Source organism: Bacillus sp. AFS059628 (assembly GCF_002571225.1).
In the GTDB taxonomy this organism is placed as follows: domain Bacteria; phylum Bacillota; class Bacilli; order Bacillales; family Bacillaceae_G; genus Bacillus_A.
Genome location: NZ_NVEC01000061.1, coordinates 130,155 through 149,348, shown reverse-complemented (window position 1 = coordinate 149,348; position 19,194 = coordinate 130,155). Strand labels below are relative to the sequence as shown.

Below are 19,194 nucleotides of genomic sequence, written 5' to 3'. Positions count from 1 at the left end.
CCATCCTCCTCCCATTCTGAGCGAGCCGCATCCACTTTTAAGCATATCCAGCTCCAGCGGCTAGAATCTCCGGTCATTTCGCTCTCTCGCATGAAGTGCCCTACGATTCTGAGCGAGCCGCATCCGCGTTTAGACATTATCCAGTTCCAGTGGCCAGCTCTTCGCATCTAAGAACCTCCCGCATTAAAGGTAAAAAGCACCTTTTGTGCGAGAGAATCTTAGCTGGTCAGAGCTAAACGGGCCACTTCCACTTTTAAACGGGCCTTACCAACTCAAATTGTTCTCCTAGTTTTGCGTAGTTGTGTCCTGCTAGGCGGCTTACTGGTTTGAGTCCTTCTGCGTGAATGCGACCTTTTTCGTATAGGTGTTCTGCGACGTGGAAACGAACGACACGTCCAATTAGTAAATCACATGCTGGTGAGTCTTCTGTTCCACCAAGAGGAATTGCACGTTCTAGCACGCATTCCATTCGAATATTTGCTTCTTTTACACCTGGAACAGAGATAACATCACTTTCAATTGGTGTTAATTTTGCTAGTTCAATTTCACTTTCATTTGGCGGGAGGTTAGCTGCTGTTTCGTTAATTGCTTCTACGTAAGATTCATCGGAAATATGTACGACAAACTCACCTTTTTCAATTGCATTTCGAGAAGTGTCTTTTCTTTCTCCTGCTTTCCGTTGGACAGAAACTGAAATAAGTGGTGGATTTGCAGCAACAATGTTGAAATAACTGTATGGTGCACCGTTTAATACGCCGTCTTTTGTTACAGAAGTAACGAATGCGACAGGGCGTGGAATGATACTTCCCGTTAATAATTTGTAATTCTCTTTTTCCGTTTGTTCATTTGGATTAATGGATAACATGATTGAAATCCCCTTTCTAAATATGATGACTTATTGTTTGTTTACAAGATGTTAGTGGAAAACTCCTGCTGGAAATAATATTTTGTTACATAAAAAGAACTTACTTCAATCGTAATGAAGTAAGTTCCATTTAAATAATCTCGAATTCAAGATAAAAATTATAATAAAACGTATGCGCCAGGTCCGATTAAAGCTACACCAATCGCAACAGCGATTAACATTAAATTGTATTCATATCCGTTTTGTGTCACCCAGTAACCATTTTTTCCATGAACAGTGAAGATTGCCATTAACATTGTTCCAACGATAAACAATGAACCAACTGCAATGAAAATACCTGATGCAAATAAGAAACCACCTAGTAATTCAGTTGCACCAGCCATAAATGCCATAAATACACCAGGGCGTAAACCGATTGATTCCATCCAGCCACCTGTTCCTTTTAAACCGTAACCGCCGAACCAACCAAATAATTTTTGAGCACCATGACCCATGAATGTAATACCTATAATAAGACGAATAATAAGAAGACCGAAATCCATCATTTTAAAAACCTCCTAAAAGTTATTAACTTACCTTACGTAAGTAATAATAAAATAGTTACTTACTTTAGTCAAGTGGATTTCGAAAAAATTTTAAATTAAATTTTACAAATTAACAACAAAAAATAAAATGTAGTAAAGACCTCTAGACAAGTTGGATAAAAAAAGAGAAAATATAAGTAGAAGTTAACTTCTTATTGTTATTCAGACAATCAGAATTGACTGGAATTTTGTGAGACGCTACAATAAGAGTCTAGTAGTAATGACGTAATTTATTTCGAAAGCGTTTTTACAGTATAATATTCGAAGTATGAGGTCTTACGTTTATTCAGATCTTTAATAGAGATTGCCCTATAAACTTTTAGGTAAATTATAAGGAGGACTATCCTATGTTTAAAAAATTATTCGGTCTTGGTTCAAAAACAAATGAAGAAACAATCGTAGCTCCATTAACTGGAGCAGTAAAAAATATTGAAGAAGTACCAGATCCAGTATTCGCTGGTCGTATGATGGGTGACGGTGTTGCAATCGATCCTACTGAAGGTGTAGTTGTATCTCCAGTTGATGGCGAAATCGTACAATTATTCCACACGAAACATGCGATTGGAATTAAAGCGAAAAACGGTACAGAAATTTTAATCCATGTTGGATTAGAAACTGTAAAAATGGAAGGTGAAGGTTTCGAAGCTCACGTTTCTGAAGGACAAGCTGTAAAAGCTGGAGATAAATTAATCTCATTCGACTTAGAATTAATTCGCGAAAAAGCGAAAAGCACAATTACTCCAATCGTTATTACAAACACAGATGCAGCTGAGTCTATTAAGACAACTGTAGGTGTAACTGCTACAAAAGGTTCAACAGAGGTAATGAAAGTTACAATGAAATAATAATTATTAAATGAAAGGAATCCGTTTCGTATGAAATGGATTCCTTATTTTGTTTTGTAGTCTGTTCCTTATGTATGGTAAAATACTTTGGGCACTTGGAAATAGGGTTTCACATATATGTGGATAAGGCGCATTTTTCTTAGAAAAAATATAAGAGAAATGCGTCTTTCGTATATTCACATTTCTTTTGTTCTATTTTAATTTACGCTATGATAAAGGGTAGGAAGTAGAGAAAAGGGGTGGGTTTAAATGAAACGAGTATTATTTGTTTGCACTGGAAATACATGCCGTAGTCCGATGGCTGAGGCGTTACTGCGTCACCATGGAGAAGGCAAGTTTGAAGTGCAATCTGCTGGTGTTTTCGCCTATCCTGGAAGTGATGCGTCGGTACATGCAAAGGAAGCCTTAGCTGAAAAGGGGATTGCAATCGATCATGCTTCGCAGCAGGTAAACGAAGCCTTAATTGATTGGGCAGATATTGTAGTAACAATGACGGAAAACCATAAGCAAATTATCCTTGGGCATTATCCGAGTGTTGAAGGGAAAGTAGATACATTATATGGAGTAACTGAGGGGATGAGTAAGGATATTTCAGATCCATTCGGTGGCTCTCTCTCTATTTATAAAGAAACGTTAGAAGAGATGGAAAAACTTGTACAAACTTTACTGAAAAAACATTCAGAAGGTTGATGTTTCGTGTATAATACGATATTGGAGATCACTTCGTCCCATTAAAGGATCAAGTGAGAAATGAAGATAATGGATTGAAACTTTGGAGGGGTAAAAATGAAAGTAGTAGTAGCATCTGATCACGGCGGTATGAATATCCGTAAAGAACTTGTAAGTTTATTAGAAGAGTTAAATATTGAATATATTGATTTAGGTTGTGAATGTGAAGCTGGTTCTGTTGATTACCCTGATTTTGCGTTTCCAGCAGCGGAAATGGTAGCAAATGGCGAAGTAGACCGTGGTATTTTAGTTTGTGGGACAGGCATCGGTATGTCAATTGCTGCAAACAAAGTAAATGGTATTCGTTGTGCATTAGTTCATGATACTTTCAGTGCGAGAGCAACGAGAGAGCATAACGATACAAACATGTTAGCAATGGGCGAGCGTGTAATTGGTGCTGGTCTAGCACGTGACATCGCAAAAATTTGGTTAACAACTGAATTTGAAGGTGGCCGTCACGAAAACCGCGTAGGAAAAATTAAAACTTACGAAGCAAAGTAATAGATTCTAACTAGAGGCAGTAGGAAATATAATTTGGTGAACCAACCTGTGAAAGGAAGAGGCGTAATGACAGAAATCGTAAAGGTAAGAGAACAGCTACAAAGTTCGCTTTCTGACTTCCAAGAACAAGCTTCATTACAAAGTGGTCAAATTTTTGTAGTGGGTTGTAGTACGAGCGAAGTACTAGGAGAAAGAATTGGAACATCAGGAACGATGGAAGTAGCAGAGGCGATTTTTTCTGAGTTAAAACAATTTCAAGAGCAAACAGGTATTGAGTTGGCGTTTCAATGTTGTGAGCATTTAAACCGCGCTTTAGTAGTTGAGAGAGAGTTGGCAATGAAATATCAATATGAAATTGTAACAGTTACGCCTGTTAGATCAGCAGGTGGTGCATTAGCAACATATGCTTATCACAATTTGAAAGATCCGGTAGTAATTGAGTTTATTAAAGCAGATGCGGGGATGGATATTGGTGATACATTTATCGGTATGCATTTAAAGCACGTAGCTGTTCCGGTTCGTACTAGTGTGAAGGAAATTGGAAGTGCACATGTAACGATGGCAACAACACGTGGAAAACTAATTGGTGGAGCACGTGCTGTTTATGCGGCGAAGGAAGAGTCTGTCACTTGCCGTTAAAGTTACGAATAAGGTATGTTGTCTGACTTTATCATAGAAGAAAGAAAAGACCGATTTTCGGTCTTTTTTTTCTTTTATGATATAGAAAGTCATGTTAGAATGTAGTTGAAAACATGAAGGTTCGAAAGAATTACAACCTGAATTTTCGTTTTTTCTGAATAAATGAGAAAAAACTATTGGGAATCGATGTAATTCGTTCAGAAAAGGGGGATTTTGGTGGATCATTTAAAACGTCAAGATGAAAAGGTATTTGCTGCAATTGAGGCAGAGCTAGGAAGACAGCGCACAAAGATTGAGCTAATTGCTTCGGAAAACTTCGTAAGTGAAGCAGTAATGGAGGCGCAAGGTTCTGTTTTAACAAATAAGTATGCTGAAGGATATCCTGGAAAACGTTACTATGGTGGTTGTGAACACGTAGACGTAGTAGAAGATATCGCACGTGATCGTGTAAAAGAAATTTTCGGCGCAGAGCACGTAAATGTTCAACCACATTCTGGTGCACAAGCGAACATGGCAGTATACTTCACGATTTTAGAGCAAGGCGATACAGTACTTGGTATGAATTTATCTCATGGTGGTCACTTAACACACGGAAGCCCTGTTAACTTCAGTGGAGTACAATATAATTTCGTAGAATATGGCGTGGATGCTGAATCTCACCGTATTAATTACGATGATGTGTTAGCAAAAGCGAAAGAACATAAACCAAAATTAATCGTTGCGGGTGCAAGTGCATACCCTCGTGTTATCGATTTCAAACGATTCCGTGAGATTGCAGATGAAGTGGGTGCATACTTAATGGTTGATATGGCACATATCGCTGGTTTAGTAGCGGCTGGTTTACATCCAAATCCAGTACCACATGCACATTTCGTTACAACAACAACACATAAAACATTACGTGGTCCACGTGGTGGTATGATTTTATGTGAAGAGCAATTTGCAAAACAAATTGATAAATCAATCTTCCCTGGTATTCAAGGTGGTCCACTTATGCACGTAATCGCTGCAAAAGCTGTTGCGTTTGGTGAGGCACTTCAAGATGATTTCAAAACATATGCACAAAACATCGTTAACAATGCGAATCGCTTAGCTGAAGGTCTTCAAAAAGAAGGGCTTACACTTGTTTCTGGTGGAACAGATAATCACTTAATCCTAATTGATGTTCGTAACTTAGAAATCACAGGTAAAGTAGCAGAGCACGTATTAGACGAAGTTGGTATTACAGTAAACAAAAATACAATTCCATTTGAAACAGCAAGCCCATTTGTAACAAGCGGTGTACGTATCGGTACAGCAGCTGTAACATCTCGTGGTTTCGGTTTAGAAGAAATGGATGAAATTGCGTCACTTATTGCTTACACATTAAAAAATCATGAAAATGAAGCTTCATTAGAAGAAGCACGTAAGCGTGTAGAAGCGTTAACGAGCAAATTCCCAATGTACACAGATCTATAATAGATTGAAGAAGACTGCTGAGACGCAATTGTTTTAGCAGTCTTTTTTTTGGACATATATTGTTCTTTAAGTATGTATACAAATGATGAATAAATTTTGGCGATATAATGAAGGATACAGCTCCCATAATTGGTAAAGATACTAGATAGATTCATCGTAAAATCATGATTTTGCCAAATTTGCCCTTGAATATTAGTAACGTTTTCTTTACAATCGTAAATAGTGTAAAAAAGCGTGCAAACGCATGAATATCATCTAAAGGAGAGATTCACATGGGAAAACTGTATGTATTTGATCACCCGTTAATTCAACATAAGATTACATATATTCGCGATAAGAATACAGGTACGAAAGATTTTCGTGAATTAGTGGACGAAGTAGCAAGCTTAATGGCTTTCGAAATTACTCGCGACCTTCCACTTGAAGATATTGAGATTGAAACGCCTGTAAGCAAAGCGACAACAAAAGTGATCGCTGGTAAAAAACTTGGTTTAATTCCGATTTTACGTGCAGGTTTAGGAATGGTTGATGGAATTCTGAAATTAATTCCAGCAGCAAAAGTAGGACACGTTGGTTTATACCGCGACCCTAAAACATTGCAACCGGTAGAATACTATGTGAAACTTCCAACGGATGTAGAAGAGCGTGACTTTATCGTACTAGATCCGATGCTAGCAACAGGTGGTTCTGCAGCTGAAGCAATTAACTCTCTGAAAAAGCGCGGTGCAAAGCAAATTAAATTAATGTGTATCGTTGCAGCTCCAGAAGGGGTAAAAGTAGTACAAGAAGAACATCCTGATGTTGATATTTATGTAGCAGCATTAGATGAGAAATTAAATGACCACGGATATGTAGTGCCAGGTCTTGGTGATGCTGGTGACCGTTTATTCGGAACGAAGTAAGACAACTGACGAGAGGGGATTCCCCTCTCGTTTTTTTGTACCTTGATAGGGTAGGGGAGGGGGATAAATATACATAGTATATACAACATAAGTTGCATACACCTCACATATAATATAGAAGTCTTACGTCTAAGGAGCACTATATTATGGAAGGAAAGCGTTATATCGTAAAAATATAATGGTGACAAACTTGTGAACATTTCCTTCTATTATAATGAGAAAACTGTTAGAAATTGCATATCTCTAACCAGTATTTAGAAGGGGAACGTTTTCATTTTTGGGAGGAAATGACTAATACTCAAATTTTTTGATTTTTTACGATTTCTCGTTGACACTGTTAATACCCTATTGTATGCTAACAACGGGGATAGATGGTAGGGCTTTCAGTGACAAAATTACATCTATTCCGTGACGAAAATGTAAACTTTTTGTTTTGTATAGGATTTATGCAAAAAAATGAGTTATTATTAACACATCGTGAATGAGGGTTACATATTGGAGGGATGAATCCTTGCAAAAAAACGATCGCAGCCATATAAAAGCTTATGCTTTAATGTCAGGTATTCTTGCTCAGTTAGTCGGTTCTATTCTTGTTGGGATCTTTGGTGGGCAGTGGATTGATAATAAGGTTGGAACGTTTCCGTTGTTTCTTATTATAGGGTTATTACTCGGATTAGGAACAGGGGTATACGCAATGATTCGACTCATTCGACATTACTATTCGGGAGAGCAATGATGATAGACGTACATGGACTTGTCCAAAGACAAAAGAAATATATGTACTACTTGCTTGCGCTTCTAGTGCTAGGATGGGGATTCACCTCTTACAAGGATGTATTTCTTGGGCTGATTATCGGGACGATTTTCAGTTTTCTTAGTTTGCGCATCATTGCACGTAGAACAGACAAGCTGTTGGATCGCGTAACAAATGGAGAAAACGTGAAGTTTAAGGCAACAGCGGTAAGTACATATTCAAGATTCGCCACGATTGGGTTATTAATTTTATTTGCAGCCAAATATCAAGAGTTAATTGCGATGTGGGGCTTAGGTGTAGGATTGCTGACAGGATACCTTGTCATGATCATAGATTTTCTTTATTTAGAGTATAAGAGCAGGGAAGAGAGGTGAATTACTAGTGGAACACGGTAGATTAGTTGAATTTCTAGGTTTAACGTTCGATTTGTCGTCAGTTATGATGGTTACTGTAGCAGCAGTTATTGTTTTCTTAATCGCTGTTATCGGAACTCGCAGCTTAGCTCTTCGCCCAACAGGAATGCAAAACTTCATGGAATGGGTGTTTGACTTCGTGAAAGGGATTATCAATAGTACGATGGACTGGAAAACAGGTGGACGTTTCTTAACGCTTGGCGTTACGCTTATCATGTTTATCATCGTATCGAACTTCCTTGGTTTACCATTCATGTATTCAGCAACTGAAGCTGGCGAACATATTGCATGGTGGAGATCACCAACGTCTGATCCAGCAGTTACATTAACATTAGCCGTGATGGTAGTTACCCTCACCCATTATTATGGAATTAAGATGAAGGGTACGAAAGAATATGTAAAAGGTTATTTCCAACCTATGAAATTCTTATTCCCATTAAAGGTTATTGAGGAGTTTGCTAACACATTAACGTTAGGTCTTCGTTTATTCGGTAACATTTATGCAGGTGAGATCTTATTAGGATTACTTGCTAAGTTGGGCGGAGCATCATTCCTTGGCGCATTAGGTGCACTTGTACCTATGTTAGCGTGGATGGGATTCAGTGTATTCGTTGGTTCAATCCAGGCATTTATTTTCGTAATGTTAACGATGGTTTATATGGCTCATAAAGTAAGCCATGACCATTAATATAATTTAAGTAAGAAAAAATTTATTTTTTTATAATACAAAGGAGGACAAATTAAATGAGTTTAGGTGTAATCGCAGCTGCAATTGCAATTGGTTTATCAGCATTAGGTGCAGGTATTGGTAACGGTCTTATCGTATCACGTACAATCGAAGGTGTTGCTCGTCAACCAGAACTAAAAGGCGCACTTCAAACAATTATGTTCATCGGGGTTGCTTTAGTTGAGGCACTTCCAATCATCGGTGTAGTTATTGCTTTCATCGTAATGAACAAATAAGGGAGACTCCCCTTACATAGATGGCGAAGAGTGTTTTTCCGAACTTTCTTCGCCATTGCTTTATGAATGAAACGTATGTCTTTTTTTTTCATATGATCAATTTAGATATTTTGAAGGGAGTGAATCCTTGTGCCAACTTTATTATTAGGTGCTGCCATTCCATTTGGAACGATTGCTTATACATTGTTCATTTTCTTACTTCTATTAGTAATGCTACGCAAATTTGCGTGGGGTCCTTTAATGGGAATTATGAAAGAACGTGAAGAGCATGTTACTAATGAAATCGACGCTGCAGAAAGAAGTAATGCTGAGGCGAAGAAGTTAGTAGAAGAACAACGTGAAATGTTAAAACAATCACGTGTTGAAGCACAAGAGTTAATCGAAAGAGCGAAAAAGCAAGCTGTAGATCAAAAAGATGTTATTGTTGCTGCTGCGAAAGAAGAAGCAGAATCAATTAAAGCATCTGCTGTACAAGAAATTCAACGCGAAAAAGAGCAAGCAATTGCTGCTTTACAAGAACAAGTTGCTTCTTTATCTGTTCAAATTGCTTCTAAAGTAATTGAAAAAGAATTAAAAGAAGAAGATCAAGTGAAGTTAATTCGCGATTATATTAAAGAAGTAGGAGAAGCGCGATGAGCAATGGGATTGTAGCAAAACGTTATGCTGTCGCTCTTTTTAAAATTGCTAAAGAAAAACACGTATTAGAAATGTTTGAAGAGGAATTACGCCTTGTACAAAACGTTTATGTAAAGAACGGAGAACTACATAGCTTTTTAACGCAACCGAACATTTCAAAGGAACAAAAGAAAACGTTTCTTGCAAACGTATTCGGATCTGTTTCTGAATCTATTTTAAATACGTTATATATTTTAATTGATAACAAACGCATTGATATCTTACCTGAAATTGCAGATGAATATGTTGTTCTTGCTAATGAAGAACGTAACGTAGCGGACGCAACTGTATATTCTACTCGTCTTCTATCAGAAGAAGAGAAGCTTAACATTGCAGAAGCATTTGCGAAGAGAACAGGAAAAGATGCAATTCGCGTAAAAAATGTTGTAGATGAAGATTTACTAGGCGGCATTAAAGTACGTATTGGAAATCGCATTTATGATGGAAGTTTACAAGGAAAATTAGCACGTATTCAGCGTGAATTAATGAAGAATAGATAGGGGTGAAGCACATGAGCATCAGAGCTGAAGAAATTAGCGCACTGATAAAGCAACAAATTGAGAACTATCAGTCTGAAATCGAAGTTAGTGATGTTGGTACAGTTATCCAAGTTGGTGACGGTATCGCACGTGCTCATGGTCTTGATAACGTTATGGCTGGTGAACTTGTAGAGTTCTCTAACGGCGTTATGGGGCTAGCACAAAATTTAGAGGAAAACAACGTAGGTATTATCATTTTAGGACCTTACACAGAAATCCGTGAAGGTGACGAAGTTCGTCGTACTGGTCGCATCATGCAAGTACCAGTAGGAAAAGAACTAATTGGTCGTGTTGTAAACCCATTAGGTCAACCAGTTGATGGTTTAGGCCCAATCAATACAACAAACACTCGTCCAATTGAAAGTCCAGCACCAGGTGTAATGGATCGTAAATCTGTTCATGAACCACTTCAAACAGGTATTAAAGCGATCGATGCTCTTGTACCAATTGGCCGTGGTCAACGTGAGTTAATCATCGGTGACCGTCAAACTGGTAAAACAGCAGTTGCTCTTGATACAATCATTAACCAAAAAGATGAAGATATGATTTGTATCTACGTAGCGATTGGACAAAAAGAATCAACTGTACGTAACGTAGTAGAAACACTACGTAAGCACGGTGCATTAGAGTACACAATCGTTGTAACTGCATCTGCTTCTCAACCAGCTCCATTATTATACCTAGCTCCTTACGCTGGTGTAACAATGGGTGAAGAGTTCATGTACAATGGTAAACACGTATTAGTAGTATATGATGACTTATCAAAACAAGCAGCAGCTTACCGTGAGCTGTCATTACTATTACGTCGTCCTCCAGGTCGTGAAGCTTACCCAGGGGATGTATTCTACTTACATTCTCGCTTATTAGAGCGTGCAGCAAAATTAAGTGATGCAAAAGGCGGCGGTTCTTTAACTGCACTACCTTTCATCGAAACACAAGCAGGGGACGTATCAGCTTACATCCCAACAAACGTAATCTCGATTACGGATGGACAAATCTTCTTACAATCTGACCTATTCTTCTCTGGTGTACGTCCAGCGATCGATGCGGGTACTTCTGTATCTCGTGTTGGTGGATCTGCTCAGATTAAAGCAATGAGTAAAGTATCAGGTACACTTCGTCTTGACCTTGCATCTTACCGTGAGTTAGAAGCGTTCGCTCAGTTCGGTTCTGACCTAGATAAAGCAACTCAAGCGAAACTAAACCGTGGTGCTCGTACTGTTGAGGTATTAAAACAAGGATTACACAAACCGTTACGTGTAGAGAAACAAGTTATCATTCTTTACGCTTTAACACGTGGATTCCTAGATGATATCCCAGTAGTAGATATCACTCGTTTCGAAGAAGAATTCCATGCTTGGTTAGATTCTAATGCGACTGACTTATTAGAAGAAATCCGCACAACTAAGAAACTTGCGGATGACGACAAATTTGCAGCAGCAATTAACGGATTTAAAAAAGTATTCGTAGCTTCTGAATAATAATAAAAAGTGAAGCCGACTGTTCAGCCCCATCGGCTAAGGTTCTTTCTCACAGAAGGTGCTTTTTACCTTCTTGTGGGGAAGGTTCTTAGACGAAAGGGGCTAGGAGGCGGAACTAGATTAATAAAAGCGGAAGCGGCTCGTTCTGAATGTGAGGGGGATGGAGCTTCTGACGAAGAGGCGGTTTTTGTCTCGTAGGAAGAAGTGAAGCCACCGAGCATTCAAGCCGCTGGAGCTAGATAATATATAAGGCATCTCAGGCTCTGAGATTGCTGACGGTTATGTAAAGGAAAAGAGTAGGTGCACCTATTCTTTTCCTTCAATCATGAGCAAGAATATCTTGCAACGTAGATTAGGAAGAGGATTCTTACTAATCGTGCCAACTTCCGGAAAAAAGGTGGTGAAAACCTGTGGCATCTTTACGCGATATAAAAGCGAAGATTAACTCGACAAAGAAAACGAGTCAAATTACGAAAGCGATGGAGATGGTATCTGCATCTAAGTTAAACCGTGCAGAGCAAAATGCTAAATCTTTCGTTCCGTATATGGAAAAGATTCAAGAAGTAGTAGCGAGCATTGCGCAAGGAAGTAAGGGAATTAATCATCCGATGCTAAATGCGCGTCCTGTAAAGCGTACAGGATACATCGTTATTACATCTGATCGCGGACTAGCAGGTGGTTATAACAGTAACGTATTACGTACAGTAAGTAATGTAATTCGTGAACGTCATAATATGGATTCAAACCAATATTCAATTATTGTGCTTGGACGACTAGGACGTGATTATTTAAAACGTCGCGGCTTTAACATCATTGATGAAGTAGTTGGACTATCTGACCACCCATCATTTACTGATATTAAAGATCTTGCTTCTCGAGCAATTGCGATGTTTGCAGATGGTGCTTATGATGAGCTGTATATTTACTACAACCATTACGTAAGTAAAATTTCACAAGAAGTAACGGAAAATAAAATTTTACCGCTTACTGATGTGGCGTCTGATAAACCGACGACAGCTTATGAATTCGAGCCTTCTGAAGAAGAAATTTTAAAAGTACTATTGCCACAATACGCAGAAAGCTTAGTGTACGGTGCATTACTAGACGGTAAAGCAAGTGAACACGCAGCGCGTATGACAGCAATGAAGAGTGCTACAGACAACGCAATGGAAGTTATCGATTCACTTACACTTTCATTCAACCGTGCGCGTCAGGCAGCGATTACGCAAGAAATTACGGAAATCGTTGGTGGAGCAGCAGCGTTAGAATAGTCTTAAAAGGCGGAAGCGGTTCGTTCAGAATGAGAGGGGGATGGAGCTTTTGACGTAGAGGCGATTTGTGCCTCGTAGGAAAAAGCGAAGCCACCGAACATTCTAACCGCTGGAGCTAGATTCAATAAAAGGCGGAAGCGGCTCTTTCAAAAGAGTCGCGTAAGCTATAAACCAATAAAAAATGAAAAGCTAGCTGCTCGTAGAAAGTTAGCTAATTAAAAGAAAGCTAGGAGGGAACCCGATGAATAAAGGGCGCGTTACGCAAATCATGGGTCCGGTTGTAGACGTTAAGTTTGATGGCGGAAAGCTACCAGAAATCTACAACGCCCTTACGGTAAAACAAAGCAACGAAAACGGAAGTATTAACTTAACATTTGAAGTTGCACTTCATTTAGGTGATGATACAGTTCGTACAGTTGCGATGTCTTCCACAGATGGACTTGTTCGTGGCACAGAAGTAGAAGATACTGGTAAACCAATCTCTGTACCAGTTGGTGATGTAACACTTGGTCGCGTATTTAACGTATTAGGTGATGCAATTGACTTAGATGGTGAGGTTCCTGCAGATGTACATCGTGATCCAATTCACCGTCAAGCACCTGCATTCGAAGAATTATCTACTAAAGTAGAAATTCTTGAAACTGGTATTAAAGTAGTAGACTTACTTGCTCCTTACATTAAGGGTGGTAAGATCGGTCTATTCGGTGGTGCCGGTGTAGGTAAAACAGTATTAATTCAGGAATTAATCAATAACATCGCACAAGAACACGGTGGTATCTCTGTATTCGCTGGTGTAGGTGAGCGTACTCGTGAGGGTAATGACTTATACCACGAAATGAGCGATTCAGGCGTAATTAAGAAAACTGCGATGGTATTCGGACAAATGAACGAGCCACCTGGAGCACGTCAACGTGTTGCATTAACAGGATTAACAATGGCTGAGCATTTCCGTGATGAGCAAGGACAAGACGTACTTCTGTTCATCGATAACATCTTCCGTTTCACGCAAGCAGGTTCTGAAGTATCTGCCCTTCTTGGTCGTATGCCATCTGCGGTAGGTTACCAACCAACACTTGCAACAGAAATGGGTCAATTACAAGAGCGTATTACATCTACAAATAAAGGATCTATCACGTCTATCCAAGCGGTATATGTACCAGCCGATGACTATACGGATCCAGCACCAGCTACAACGTTCGCTCACTTAGATGCAACAACAAACTTAGAGCGTCGTTTAACACAAATGGGTATTTACCCAGCCGTAGATCCATTAGCATCTACATCTCGTGCACTTTCTCCAGAAATCGTAGGAGAAGAGCATTATGAAGTAGCTCGTCAAGTACAGCAAACTTTACAGCGTTATAAAGAGCTTCAAGATATCATTGCTATCTTAGGTATGGATGAGTTATCTGAAGAAGATAAGTTAGTTGTACATCGTGCTCGTCGTATTCAATTCTTCTTATCTCAAAACTTCCACGTAGCTGAGCAGTTTACAGGTCAAAAAGGTTCTTACGTACCTGTAAAAGATACAGTTAGCGGATTTAAAGAAATTCTAGAAGGAAAATATGATGACCTTCCAGAAGATGCATTCCGCCTTGTTGGTGGCATTGAAGAAGTTATTGAAAACGCGAAGAAAATGATGGCGTAAGGCCTTAGGAGGGACGAAGTATGAAGACATTTCCAGTCAGTATTGTAACTCCTGATGGACCGGTTTACGAAAAAGAAGTAGAAATGGTAAGTGTAAAAGCGGAGAGTGGGGAAATGGGGATCTTACCGGGTCACATTCCAACTGTTGCACCATTAAAAATTAGTGCAGTTCGTCTGAAAAATGGTGGACACACTGATTATGTAGCGGTAAGCGGTGGCTTTATCGAAGTTCGTCCAGATAAAGTAACTGTATTATCATCATCTGCTGAAGAAGCAAACCATATCGATATCCATCGTGCAAATGAAGCGAAGCGTCGTGCTGAACAACGTCTGCAAGATAAACAAGCACATGTTGACTTTAAACGTGCAGAAATGGCATTACAACGTGCTGTGAACCGTTTAAACGTTTCCGATATGAAATAAAAAATCCGTAAAGGCTTTGCCTTTACGGATTTTTTTTATGTTGTTTATGGATAATTTTACAAAAATGGTATAATTATATTGTTGCACGTATAAGTAGAGAATGTACAACAATTTATAAAGGGGATGAATAAATGATCGGTGAAATGAAACGAGAAGCATTGCACTCCTTAAAAGGAAATTGGGGACTAGGTGTTGGATCAACGATTTTATATTTTATTTTAAGTTATGTTGTTTCAATGGCTGCAATGCTTATACTTTTAATTCCAGGAATTATTATATTTTTCTTATTTGCTGGTTTAGCAGGTTCAGTTGAAGAGGAAACAATATCAATTGGAGCAGGCGTTACATTCGGGATTTTTTATTGCATTATGATAATTTTGGGTAACGCATCGTATGGGATTACATCATACGGTTATACAAATGTATTTTTACAGATTAGTAAACGAGAAGGTGCTAAAGTAGACTACTTATTCGAAGGATTTCGTGGCTTTAAAAGAATGATGAAAACAATGTGGGCAATGCTTGCGATTTTATTATATACAGGTACATGGATTCCAATGTTGCTAGTAGCCTTATTTGCATTTTTGGGTGAAGAAGGAAATACGTCGTTTGCTATTGCTTTCTTTGTATTATTGGCTATTTCAATCGTTGGTATGATTGTGATGTACTTTTCTTATGCGCTGACGTACTATGTTATGGTTGAAAATCCAGAGTATAGTGTGTCACAGGCGATGAAAGAAAGTAAGCATCTTATGAAGGGGCACAAATTGGATTTGTTTCTGTTGTGGCTGAGTTTTATAGGTTGGGCAATTTTAGCGATTTTTACACTTGGAATAGGCTTTCTTTGGCTTAGCCCGTATATGAGTACAACGACAGCGCATTTTTATCGTCATCTTTCAAAAGATCAATTGTAGTAGGAACATGCTATACTAATAGAGTTATTACGTATAGGAGGCAAATTATGATTAGTGATTTAAAAGGAGAAGCGCTAGATTCATTAGAAGGGAAATGGGGATTAGCTGTCGGGGCAACATTACTAATTTCGATTCTTATTTCAGCTTTTAGTTTTAGTATTGATTTCATTTTCTCTCAATTTTGGGATTGGAAAGAAGTAAATAACTCACTTTCAGTAGACGTTATTTCAATATTGATGGTAGGTCCATTAACGTTAGGTGGCTATTGTTTAGCGCTGCATATCATTCGTGAAAAAGAAGCGTGTATCGGGCATATATTCAGATGGTTTACAGAAGGAAGTAAGTTTATAAAGTCATTTTTATTATATATAGTAGTGAATATTTATATTTTCTTATGGTTTTTACTATTTATTATTCCAGGCATTATTAAATCATTTTCTTATGCGATGACGTACTTTATTATAAATGATCACCCTGAGTATTCTATAAATCAAGCTATTACAGAAAGCCGTCGTATGATGGATGGGCATAAGATGGAGTATTTCATTTTATGTTTAAGCTTTATTGGTTGGTTTATATTAAGTTGTATTACACTCGGGATTGGATTCCTATGGCTAATTCCATATTTTTATACGACGTCAGCAGCTTTTTATGAAGAGATTGCAGAGGAATATTACGAGAAAACAATTCCGACACTATAAAGTGGGGCATCCTACATTGATGATTCGTTTTATAAAACCCTCAGTATGAGCTATTGGTTCATACTGGGGGTTTTTTGTAGGAATTTTATAAATTGATGACTCGTAAGTGGTTTACTGAAATAGTAACCTTGCATATACTTACAGTTGTTTTTTTGTAGAAATTTAAGTTGTTTTTCTGTTTCAATTCCTTCAGCAACGACAGAAAGATTTAACGTATTTGCAAGGGAAAGGATAGTTGAGACGATAGCCCTTTCTTCAGGACGGTGATCAGCGAGTTGTGTAAATTCTCTCGGTACTTTTAATGTATCGATAGGGAAAATTGATAAATAAGCGAGAGAAGAATAGCCGGTACCGAAGTCATCAATGGACGTTTGAATACCATATTCCTTTAATTGTTTTAGTCTTAATAATGTTTCTTTTTCATCAATCATCGCAATTCGTTCTGTTAACTCAAGTGTTACATATTTGGGATCGACGTTAAAGTTTGTTAGTATTTGTGAAATGTGTTCGATTAAATTATCTTGCTGGAACTCCTTTGCTGATAAGTTCACACTTATTTTTAAATCTGTATAGCCAAAAGTATGCCATATTTTTAACTGGCGACAAGATTCTTTTAATACCCAATGACCGAGTGGAATGGCCTGCGGAGTCTCCTCTACAATTGGAATGAACTCACATGGCGGAATGTCACCTAGGAGTGGGTGTTTCCAGCGTATTAATGCTTCAGCACCAATAATTTTTTTCGTCGTAATATCAATTTGTGGTTGATAAACGACATAAAATTCTTCGTTTACTAAAGCGAGTGGTAAATCTTTTTCAATTCGAGCTTTTCGTTCCATTTTTTTATATAATTCTTTCGTGTACAGAGAGCTACCGTTTTTTCCTTTGTTTTTTGCTTCATACATGGCCATATCGGCATGTTGCAAGATTGATAATGGATCTTCACCTGCTTCAGGATATATTGCAATCCCGATGCTTGGTGAGATTTTTAAATGTTGATTTTCAATTTCGAATGGTTCGTTCATGTTTGCTACAATCGCGTCAGCTATTTTTTTTACATCTGGCCTTTTTTGATAATTCTCAATAAGGATTGTGAATTCATCCCCAGCTAATCGGGCAAGTTTCATATTTGGTGTTGCTATTCTTTCGAGTCTTTTTGCTACTGCAATTAATAGAAGGTCTCCTACCCTATGACCGAGGGTGTCGTTAATAACTTTAAAGCGGTCTAGGTCGAGGAACATAACAGCAAAAGGCCTTTTTGATATTTTGGATCGAGCAATTGCTTGTTCTACATATTGATGAAATGCACGGCGATTTGCAAGCTCTGTTAATGTATCATGGTAGGCTAGAAAGTTAATTTGTTCTTGCTGTTGTTTGCTTTCCGTAATATCTTTAATCATTAAATAAACGCCAGAAATATGATTTTTTAAAAAGATAGGAACAGCTGTAACATGCAAGTAGTAAATATCTCTATTTTTATGATACGCCCGTACTTCTAAAGAAATAGATTTTCCCTTTTTTACGCGATGGAAGGCATTAATAATCTCTTCCAAATCTTCTTCATACGTAAGTGAATAGTATGGTTGTTTTAATAATTCATTCGTTTGATAACCGAGTAAAGTCGTACCAGCGTTGTTCACGTTGAGAAAATTACCGTACAAGTCTAATGTGAAAATTGGATCTGGATGGTGCTCATATAAAGATTTAAACATTTGTTGGTTATGGTATAGTTCATTTTTTTGTTCTACTAAATCTTCTGTACGTAGTTCAATTTGTTTTTCGAGTTCTGAGTTGAATTGCATTTGAGCTAGTAATAATACTTTATTTTGTTTTCGAACTAAACTATGGCGTATGAGAACGAAGGAGAAAGTTATCATAAGCCCAATTACTACAATAGGTGCAAAAACGTATTCAACTAGTATAAACACAATAAGCATTACTACAGAAATATAAGGTAATGATAATCTGATTGATTCACCAAGTTTAGGTGTTAATAGTACTTGCTCTTGTTTTTCAGGTTCTTTCGTATGCAGAATACAGGCGATTGCTACTAGTACTAAAGTTACTTGATAGAGAGGAGTAACTGTAAACATAGAATACTCGGGTGTGAAGTATTTAATATAAGCATAAATCGCATCTGTAGTAGCATATAAAATTAAAGCACTGCCAAGAAGCGCACCAACTCTTTTGGATAATAAAGATAATGGCTTGAATAACAGATTGATTCCTATGAGGAAAAAGAGTAAATCGGTCATTGGATAGGTAAGTTGAACAAATATGTCGATATTGGATGTTGAAGAAACGTGAATAGTATGTTCGATAAGTAAGTAGTAACTTAAAGTGAATTGTGCTGTAACAATAATACAAATATCACATATCATAAAAAGCTTTTCTAATAAATCGCGGTTATAGATGATTTCATATAGAAAGGCAAATGCAAAGCTAATTAAAAAAAGTAGATAAAAAAAATCGGACAAATCAACGAATGTATAGTAGTCCTTTAAAATTAAACGTTGATAGGCAACGATGATATCTCCAATGAAATAAGAGAGGGTTCCAATACATAAAATGGTCCAAAATAAACGAGGTAACCCTTCTTTCTTGTTTGAAAAATAAAGTATATAAATACAAGCGATAATATCAATGAATAAAGTACTCATTCCAATTAATATTTGAAAAGGAAATGAGTATTCATATAGAAAAGGCATTGCCACATAATGAATCGCTACAGATAACAATATGATGCTTATAAGAATACTTACATGTGTTTGTTTTTTCATTTATCTCACCCACGGTATATACATATAACTTCCTCTTTTTATTTTTTATTGTTTCTTGAAAAGTATATATAATTTCTATACTTATTTTACACAGGTATAGCGAGTTCTAA

Annotated in this window: 23 protein-coding genes; 20 read left to right on the top strand and 3 right to left on the bottom strand. The window is 37.6% G+C overall.

Translation table 11 applies throughout. The features are described 5' to 3' along the window. Positions 1–253: 253 nt before the first annotated feature. Both COL05_RS21095 and COL05_RS21090 read right to left on the bottom strand, forming a co-directional pair. The gene (locus COL05_RS21095) at positions 254–865 is read right to left on the bottom strand and encodes a flavin reductase family protein (protein ID WP_048528044.1); all 612 of its coding nucleotides are present in this window, start codon (positions 863–865) and stop codon (positions 254–256) included. Positions 866–1,023: 158 nt separating this feature from the next. Further along, entirely contained in the window at positions 1,024–1,410 is a 387-nt protein-coding gene (locus COL05_RS21090) for a DoxX family protein (RefSeq protein WP_098670014.1), read from the bottom strand. A 386-nt stretch (positions 1,411–1,796) separates the two neighbouring features. Between COL05_RS21090 and COL05_RS21085 the strand changes: the two genes are divergently transcribed. The 20 genes from COL05_RS21085 (at position 1,797) to COL05_RS20985 (ending at position 16,304) form a co-directional block, all read left to right on the top strand. After that, positions 1,797–2,294: a PTS sugar transporter subunit IIA gene (locus tag COL05_RS21085; protein WP_000473666.1), complete on the top strand. Its 498-nt coding sequence runs from the start codon at positions 1,797–1,799 to the stop codon at positions 2,292–2,294. 249 nt (positions 2,295–2,543) lie between these two features. Continuing rightward, on the top strand, positions 2,544–2,984 hold the full coding sequence (locus tag COL05_RS21075) for a low molecular weight protein arginine phosphatase (RefSeq protein WP_098670013.1): 441 nt from the start codon (positions 2,544–2,546) through the stop codon (positions 2,982–2,984). A 96-nt stretch (positions 2,985–3,080) separates the two neighbouring features. Beyond that, positions 3,081–3,524: a ribose 5-phosphate isomerase B gene (rpiB, locus tag COL05_RS21070; protein ID WP_000869919.1), complete on the top strand. Its 444-nt coding sequence runs from the start codon at positions 3,081–3,083 to the stop codon at positions 3,522–3,524. Between the two features lie 66 nt (positions 3,525–3,590). After that, entirely contained in the window at positions 3,591–4,163 is a 573-nt protein-coding gene (locus COL05_RS21065; protein ID WP_098670012.1) for a TIGR01440 family protein, read from the top strand. A gap of 216 nt (positions 4,164–4,379) precedes the next feature. Next, complete coding sequence (glyA, locus tag COL05_RS21060; RefSeq protein WP_142337598.1) at positions 4,380–5,621, top strand: serine hydroxymethyltransferase; 1,242 nt, start codon at positions 4,380–4,382, stop codon at positions 5,619–5,621. Positions 5,622–5,893: 272 nt separating this feature from the next. Further along, positions 5,894–6,523: a uracil phosphoribosyltransferase gene (gene upp, locus COL05_RS21055; protein WP_000517533.1), complete on the top strand. Its 630-nt coding sequence runs from the start codon at positions 5,894–5,896 to the stop codon at positions 6,521–6,523. Between the two features lie 371 nt (positions 6,524–6,894). Then, complete coding sequence (locus COL05_RS21050) at positions 6,895–7,008, top strand: DUF4024 domain-containing protein (RefSeq protein WP_000232962.1); 114 nt, start codon at positions 6,895–6,897, stop codon at positions 7,006–7,008. 26 nt (positions 7,009–7,034) lie between these two features. Continuing rightward, on the top strand, positions 7,035–7,259 hold the full coding sequence (locus COL05_RS21045) for an AtpZ/AtpI family protein (protein WP_001171223.1): 225 nt from the start codon (positions 7,035–7,037) through the stop codon (positions 7,257–7,259). Beyond that, complete coding sequence (locus COL05_RS21040; protein ID WP_000567600.1) at positions 7,259–7,651, top strand: ATP synthase subunit I; 393 nt, start codon at positions 7,259–7,261, stop codon at positions 7,649–7,651. Before COL05_RS21045 ends, COL05_RS21040 begins: the two co-directional genes overlap by 1 nt. Before the next feature lie 7 nt (positions 7,652–7,658). Further along, entirely contained in the window at positions 7,659–8,378 is a 720-nt protein-coding gene (gene atpB, locus COL05_RS21035; RefSeq protein WP_086392762.1) for a F0F1 ATP synthase subunit A, read from the top strand. Between the two features lie 56 nt (positions 8,379–8,434). Then, positions 8,435–8,653: a F0F1 ATP synthase subunit C gene (gene atpE / locus COL05_RS21030; protein ID WP_000052064.1), complete on the top strand. Its 219-nt coding sequence runs from the start codon at positions 8,435–8,437 to the stop codon at positions 8,651–8,653. Positions 8,654–8,782: 129 nt separating this feature from the next. Further along, positions 8,783–9,289: a F0F1 ATP synthase subunit B gene (atpF, locus tag COL05_RS21025; protein WP_001142618.1), complete on the top strand. Its 507-nt coding sequence runs from the start codon at positions 8,783–8,785 to the stop codon at positions 9,287–9,289. Further along, a complete protein-coding gene (atpH, locus tag COL05_RS21020) occupies positions 9,286–9,828 on the top strand; it encodes a F0F1 ATP synthase subunit delta (protein ID WP_000064683.1) in 543 nt (180 codons plus the stop codon). Before atpF ends, atpH begins: the two co-directional genes overlap by 4 nt. Before the next feature lie 11 nt (positions 9,829–9,839). Further along, a complete protein-coding gene (gene atpA / locus COL05_RS21015) occupies positions 9,840–11,348 on the top strand; it encodes a F0F1 ATP synthase subunit alpha (RefSeq protein ID WP_000027518.1) in 1,509 nt (502 codons plus the stop codon). 75 nt (positions 11,349–11,423) lie between these two features. After that, the gene (locus tag COL05_RS31985; protein WP_257152584.1) at positions 11,424–11,546 is read left to right on the top strand and encodes a hypothetical protein; all 123 of its coding nucleotides are present in this window, start codon (positions 11,424–11,426) and stop codon (positions 11,544–11,546) included. Positions 11,547–11,758: 212 nt separating this feature from the next. Continuing rightward, positions 11,759–12,619 (top strand): F0F1 ATP synthase subunit gamma, encoded by an 861-nt coding sequence (gene atpG, locus COL05_RS21010; protein WP_000157696.1) that lies wholly within the window; start codon positions 11,759–11,761, stop codon positions 12,617–12,619. Positions 12,620–12,860: 241 nt separating this feature from the next. Continuing rightward, positions 12,861–14,267 carry a F0F1 ATP synthase subunit beta gene (gene atpD / locus COL05_RS21000; RefSeq protein ID WP_098670010.1) on the top strand — a complete coding sequence of 469 codons (1,407 nt, stop codon included), beginning with the start codon at positions 12,861–12,863 and terminating at the stop codon, positions 14,265–14,267. Between the two features lie 20 nt (positions 14,268–14,287). Further along, the gene (gene atpC / locus COL05_RS20995; RefSeq protein WP_000847211.1) at positions 14,288–14,689 is read left to right on the top strand and encodes a F0F1 ATP synthase subunit epsilon; all 402 of its coding nucleotides are present in this window, start codon (positions 14,288–14,290) and stop codon (positions 14,687–14,689) included. Positions 14,690–14,820: 131 nt separating this feature from the next. Beyond that, on the top strand, positions 14,821–15,603 hold the full coding sequence (locus tag COL05_RS20990) for a DUF975 family protein (protein ID WP_098670009.1): 783 nt from the start codon (positions 14,821–14,823) through the stop codon (positions 15,601–15,603). 47 nt (positions 15,604–15,650) lie between these two features. Next, complete coding sequence (locus tag COL05_RS20985) at positions 15,651–16,304, top strand: DUF975 family protein (protein WP_098670008.1); 654 nt, start codon at positions 15,651–15,653, stop codon at positions 16,302–16,304. 50 nt (positions 16,305–16,354) lie between these two features. Here the strand turns inward: COL05_RS20985 and COL05_RS20980 are convergent, their stop codons facing one another. Further along, positions 16,355–19,084, bottom strand: coding sequence for a putative bifunctional diguanylate cyclase/phosphodiesterase (locus tag COL05_RS20980; protein WP_098670007.1), 2,730 nt, complete (start codon positions 19,082–19,084; stop codon positions 16,355–16,357). Positions 19,085–19,194 lie beyond the last annotated feature (110 nt).

Excerpts from the sequence above, each read along its gene's own strand:
- COL05_RS21095 (WP_048528044.1), bottom strand. The coding sequence starts at position 865 with ATGTTATCCATTAATCCAAATGAACAAACGGAAAAAGAGAATTACAAA.
- COL05_RS21090 (WP_098670014.1), bottom strand. The coding sequence starts at position 1,410 with ATGATGGATTTCGGTCTTCTTATTATTCGTCTTATTATAGGTATTACA.
- COL05_RS21085 (WP_000473666.1), top strand. The coding sequence starts at position 1,797 with ATGTTTAAAAAATTATTCGGTCTTGGTTCAAAAACAAATGAAGAAACA.
- COL05_RS21075 (WP_098670013.1), top strand. The coding sequence starts at position 2,544 with ATGAAACGAGTATTATTTGTTTGCACTGGAAATACATGCCGTAGTCCG.
- rpiB (WP_000869919.1), top strand. The coding sequence starts at position 3,081 with ATGAAAGTAGTAGTAGCATCTGATCACGGCGGTATGAATATCCGTAAA.
- COL05_RS21065 (WP_098670012.1), top strand. The coding sequence starts at position 3,591 with ATGACAGAAATCGTAAAGGTAAGAGAACAGCTACAAAGTTCGCTTTCT.
- upp (WP_000517533.1), top strand. The coding sequence starts at position 5,894 with ATGGGAAAACTGTATGTATTTGATCACCCGTTAATTCAACATAAGATT.
- COL05_RS21050 (WP_000232962.1), top strand. The coding sequence starts at position 6,895 with ATGGTAGGGCTTTCAGTGACAAAATTACATCTATTCCGTGACGAAAAT.
- COL05_RS21040 (WP_000567600.1), top strand. The coding sequence starts at position 7,259 with ATGATAGACGTACATGGACTTGTCCAAAGACAAAAGAAATATATGTAC.
- atpE (WP_000052064.1), top strand. The coding sequence starts at position 8,435 with ATGAGTTTAGGTGTAATCGCAGCTGCAATTGCAATTGGTTTATCAGCA.
- atpH (WP_000064683.1), top strand. The coding sequence starts at position 9,286 with ATGAGCAATGGGATTGTAGCAAAACGTTATGCTGTCGCTCTTTTTAAA.
- atpA (WP_000027518.1), top strand. The coding sequence starts at position 9,840 with ATGAGCATCAGAGCTGAAGAAATTAGCGCACTGATAAAGCAACAAATT.
- atpD (WP_098670010.1), top strand. The coding sequence starts at position 12,861 with ATGAATAAAGGGCGCGTTACGCAAATCATGGGTCCGGTTGTAGACGTT.
- atpC (WP_000847211.1), top strand. The coding sequence starts at position 14,288 with ATGAAGACATTTCCAGTCAGTATTGTAACTCCTGATGGACCGGTTTAC.
- COL05_RS20990 (WP_098670009.1), top strand. The coding sequence starts at position 14,821 with ATGATCGGTGAAATGAAACGAGAAGCATTGCACTCCTTAAAAGGAAAT.
- COL05_RS20985 (WP_098670008.1), top strand. The coding sequence starts at position 15,651 with ATGATTAGTGATTTAAAAGGAGAAGCGCTAGATTCATTAGAAGGGAAA.
- COL05_RS20980 (WP_098670007.1), bottom strand. The coding sequence starts at position 19,084 with ATGAAAAAACAAACACATGTAAGTATTCTTATAAGCATCATATTGTTA.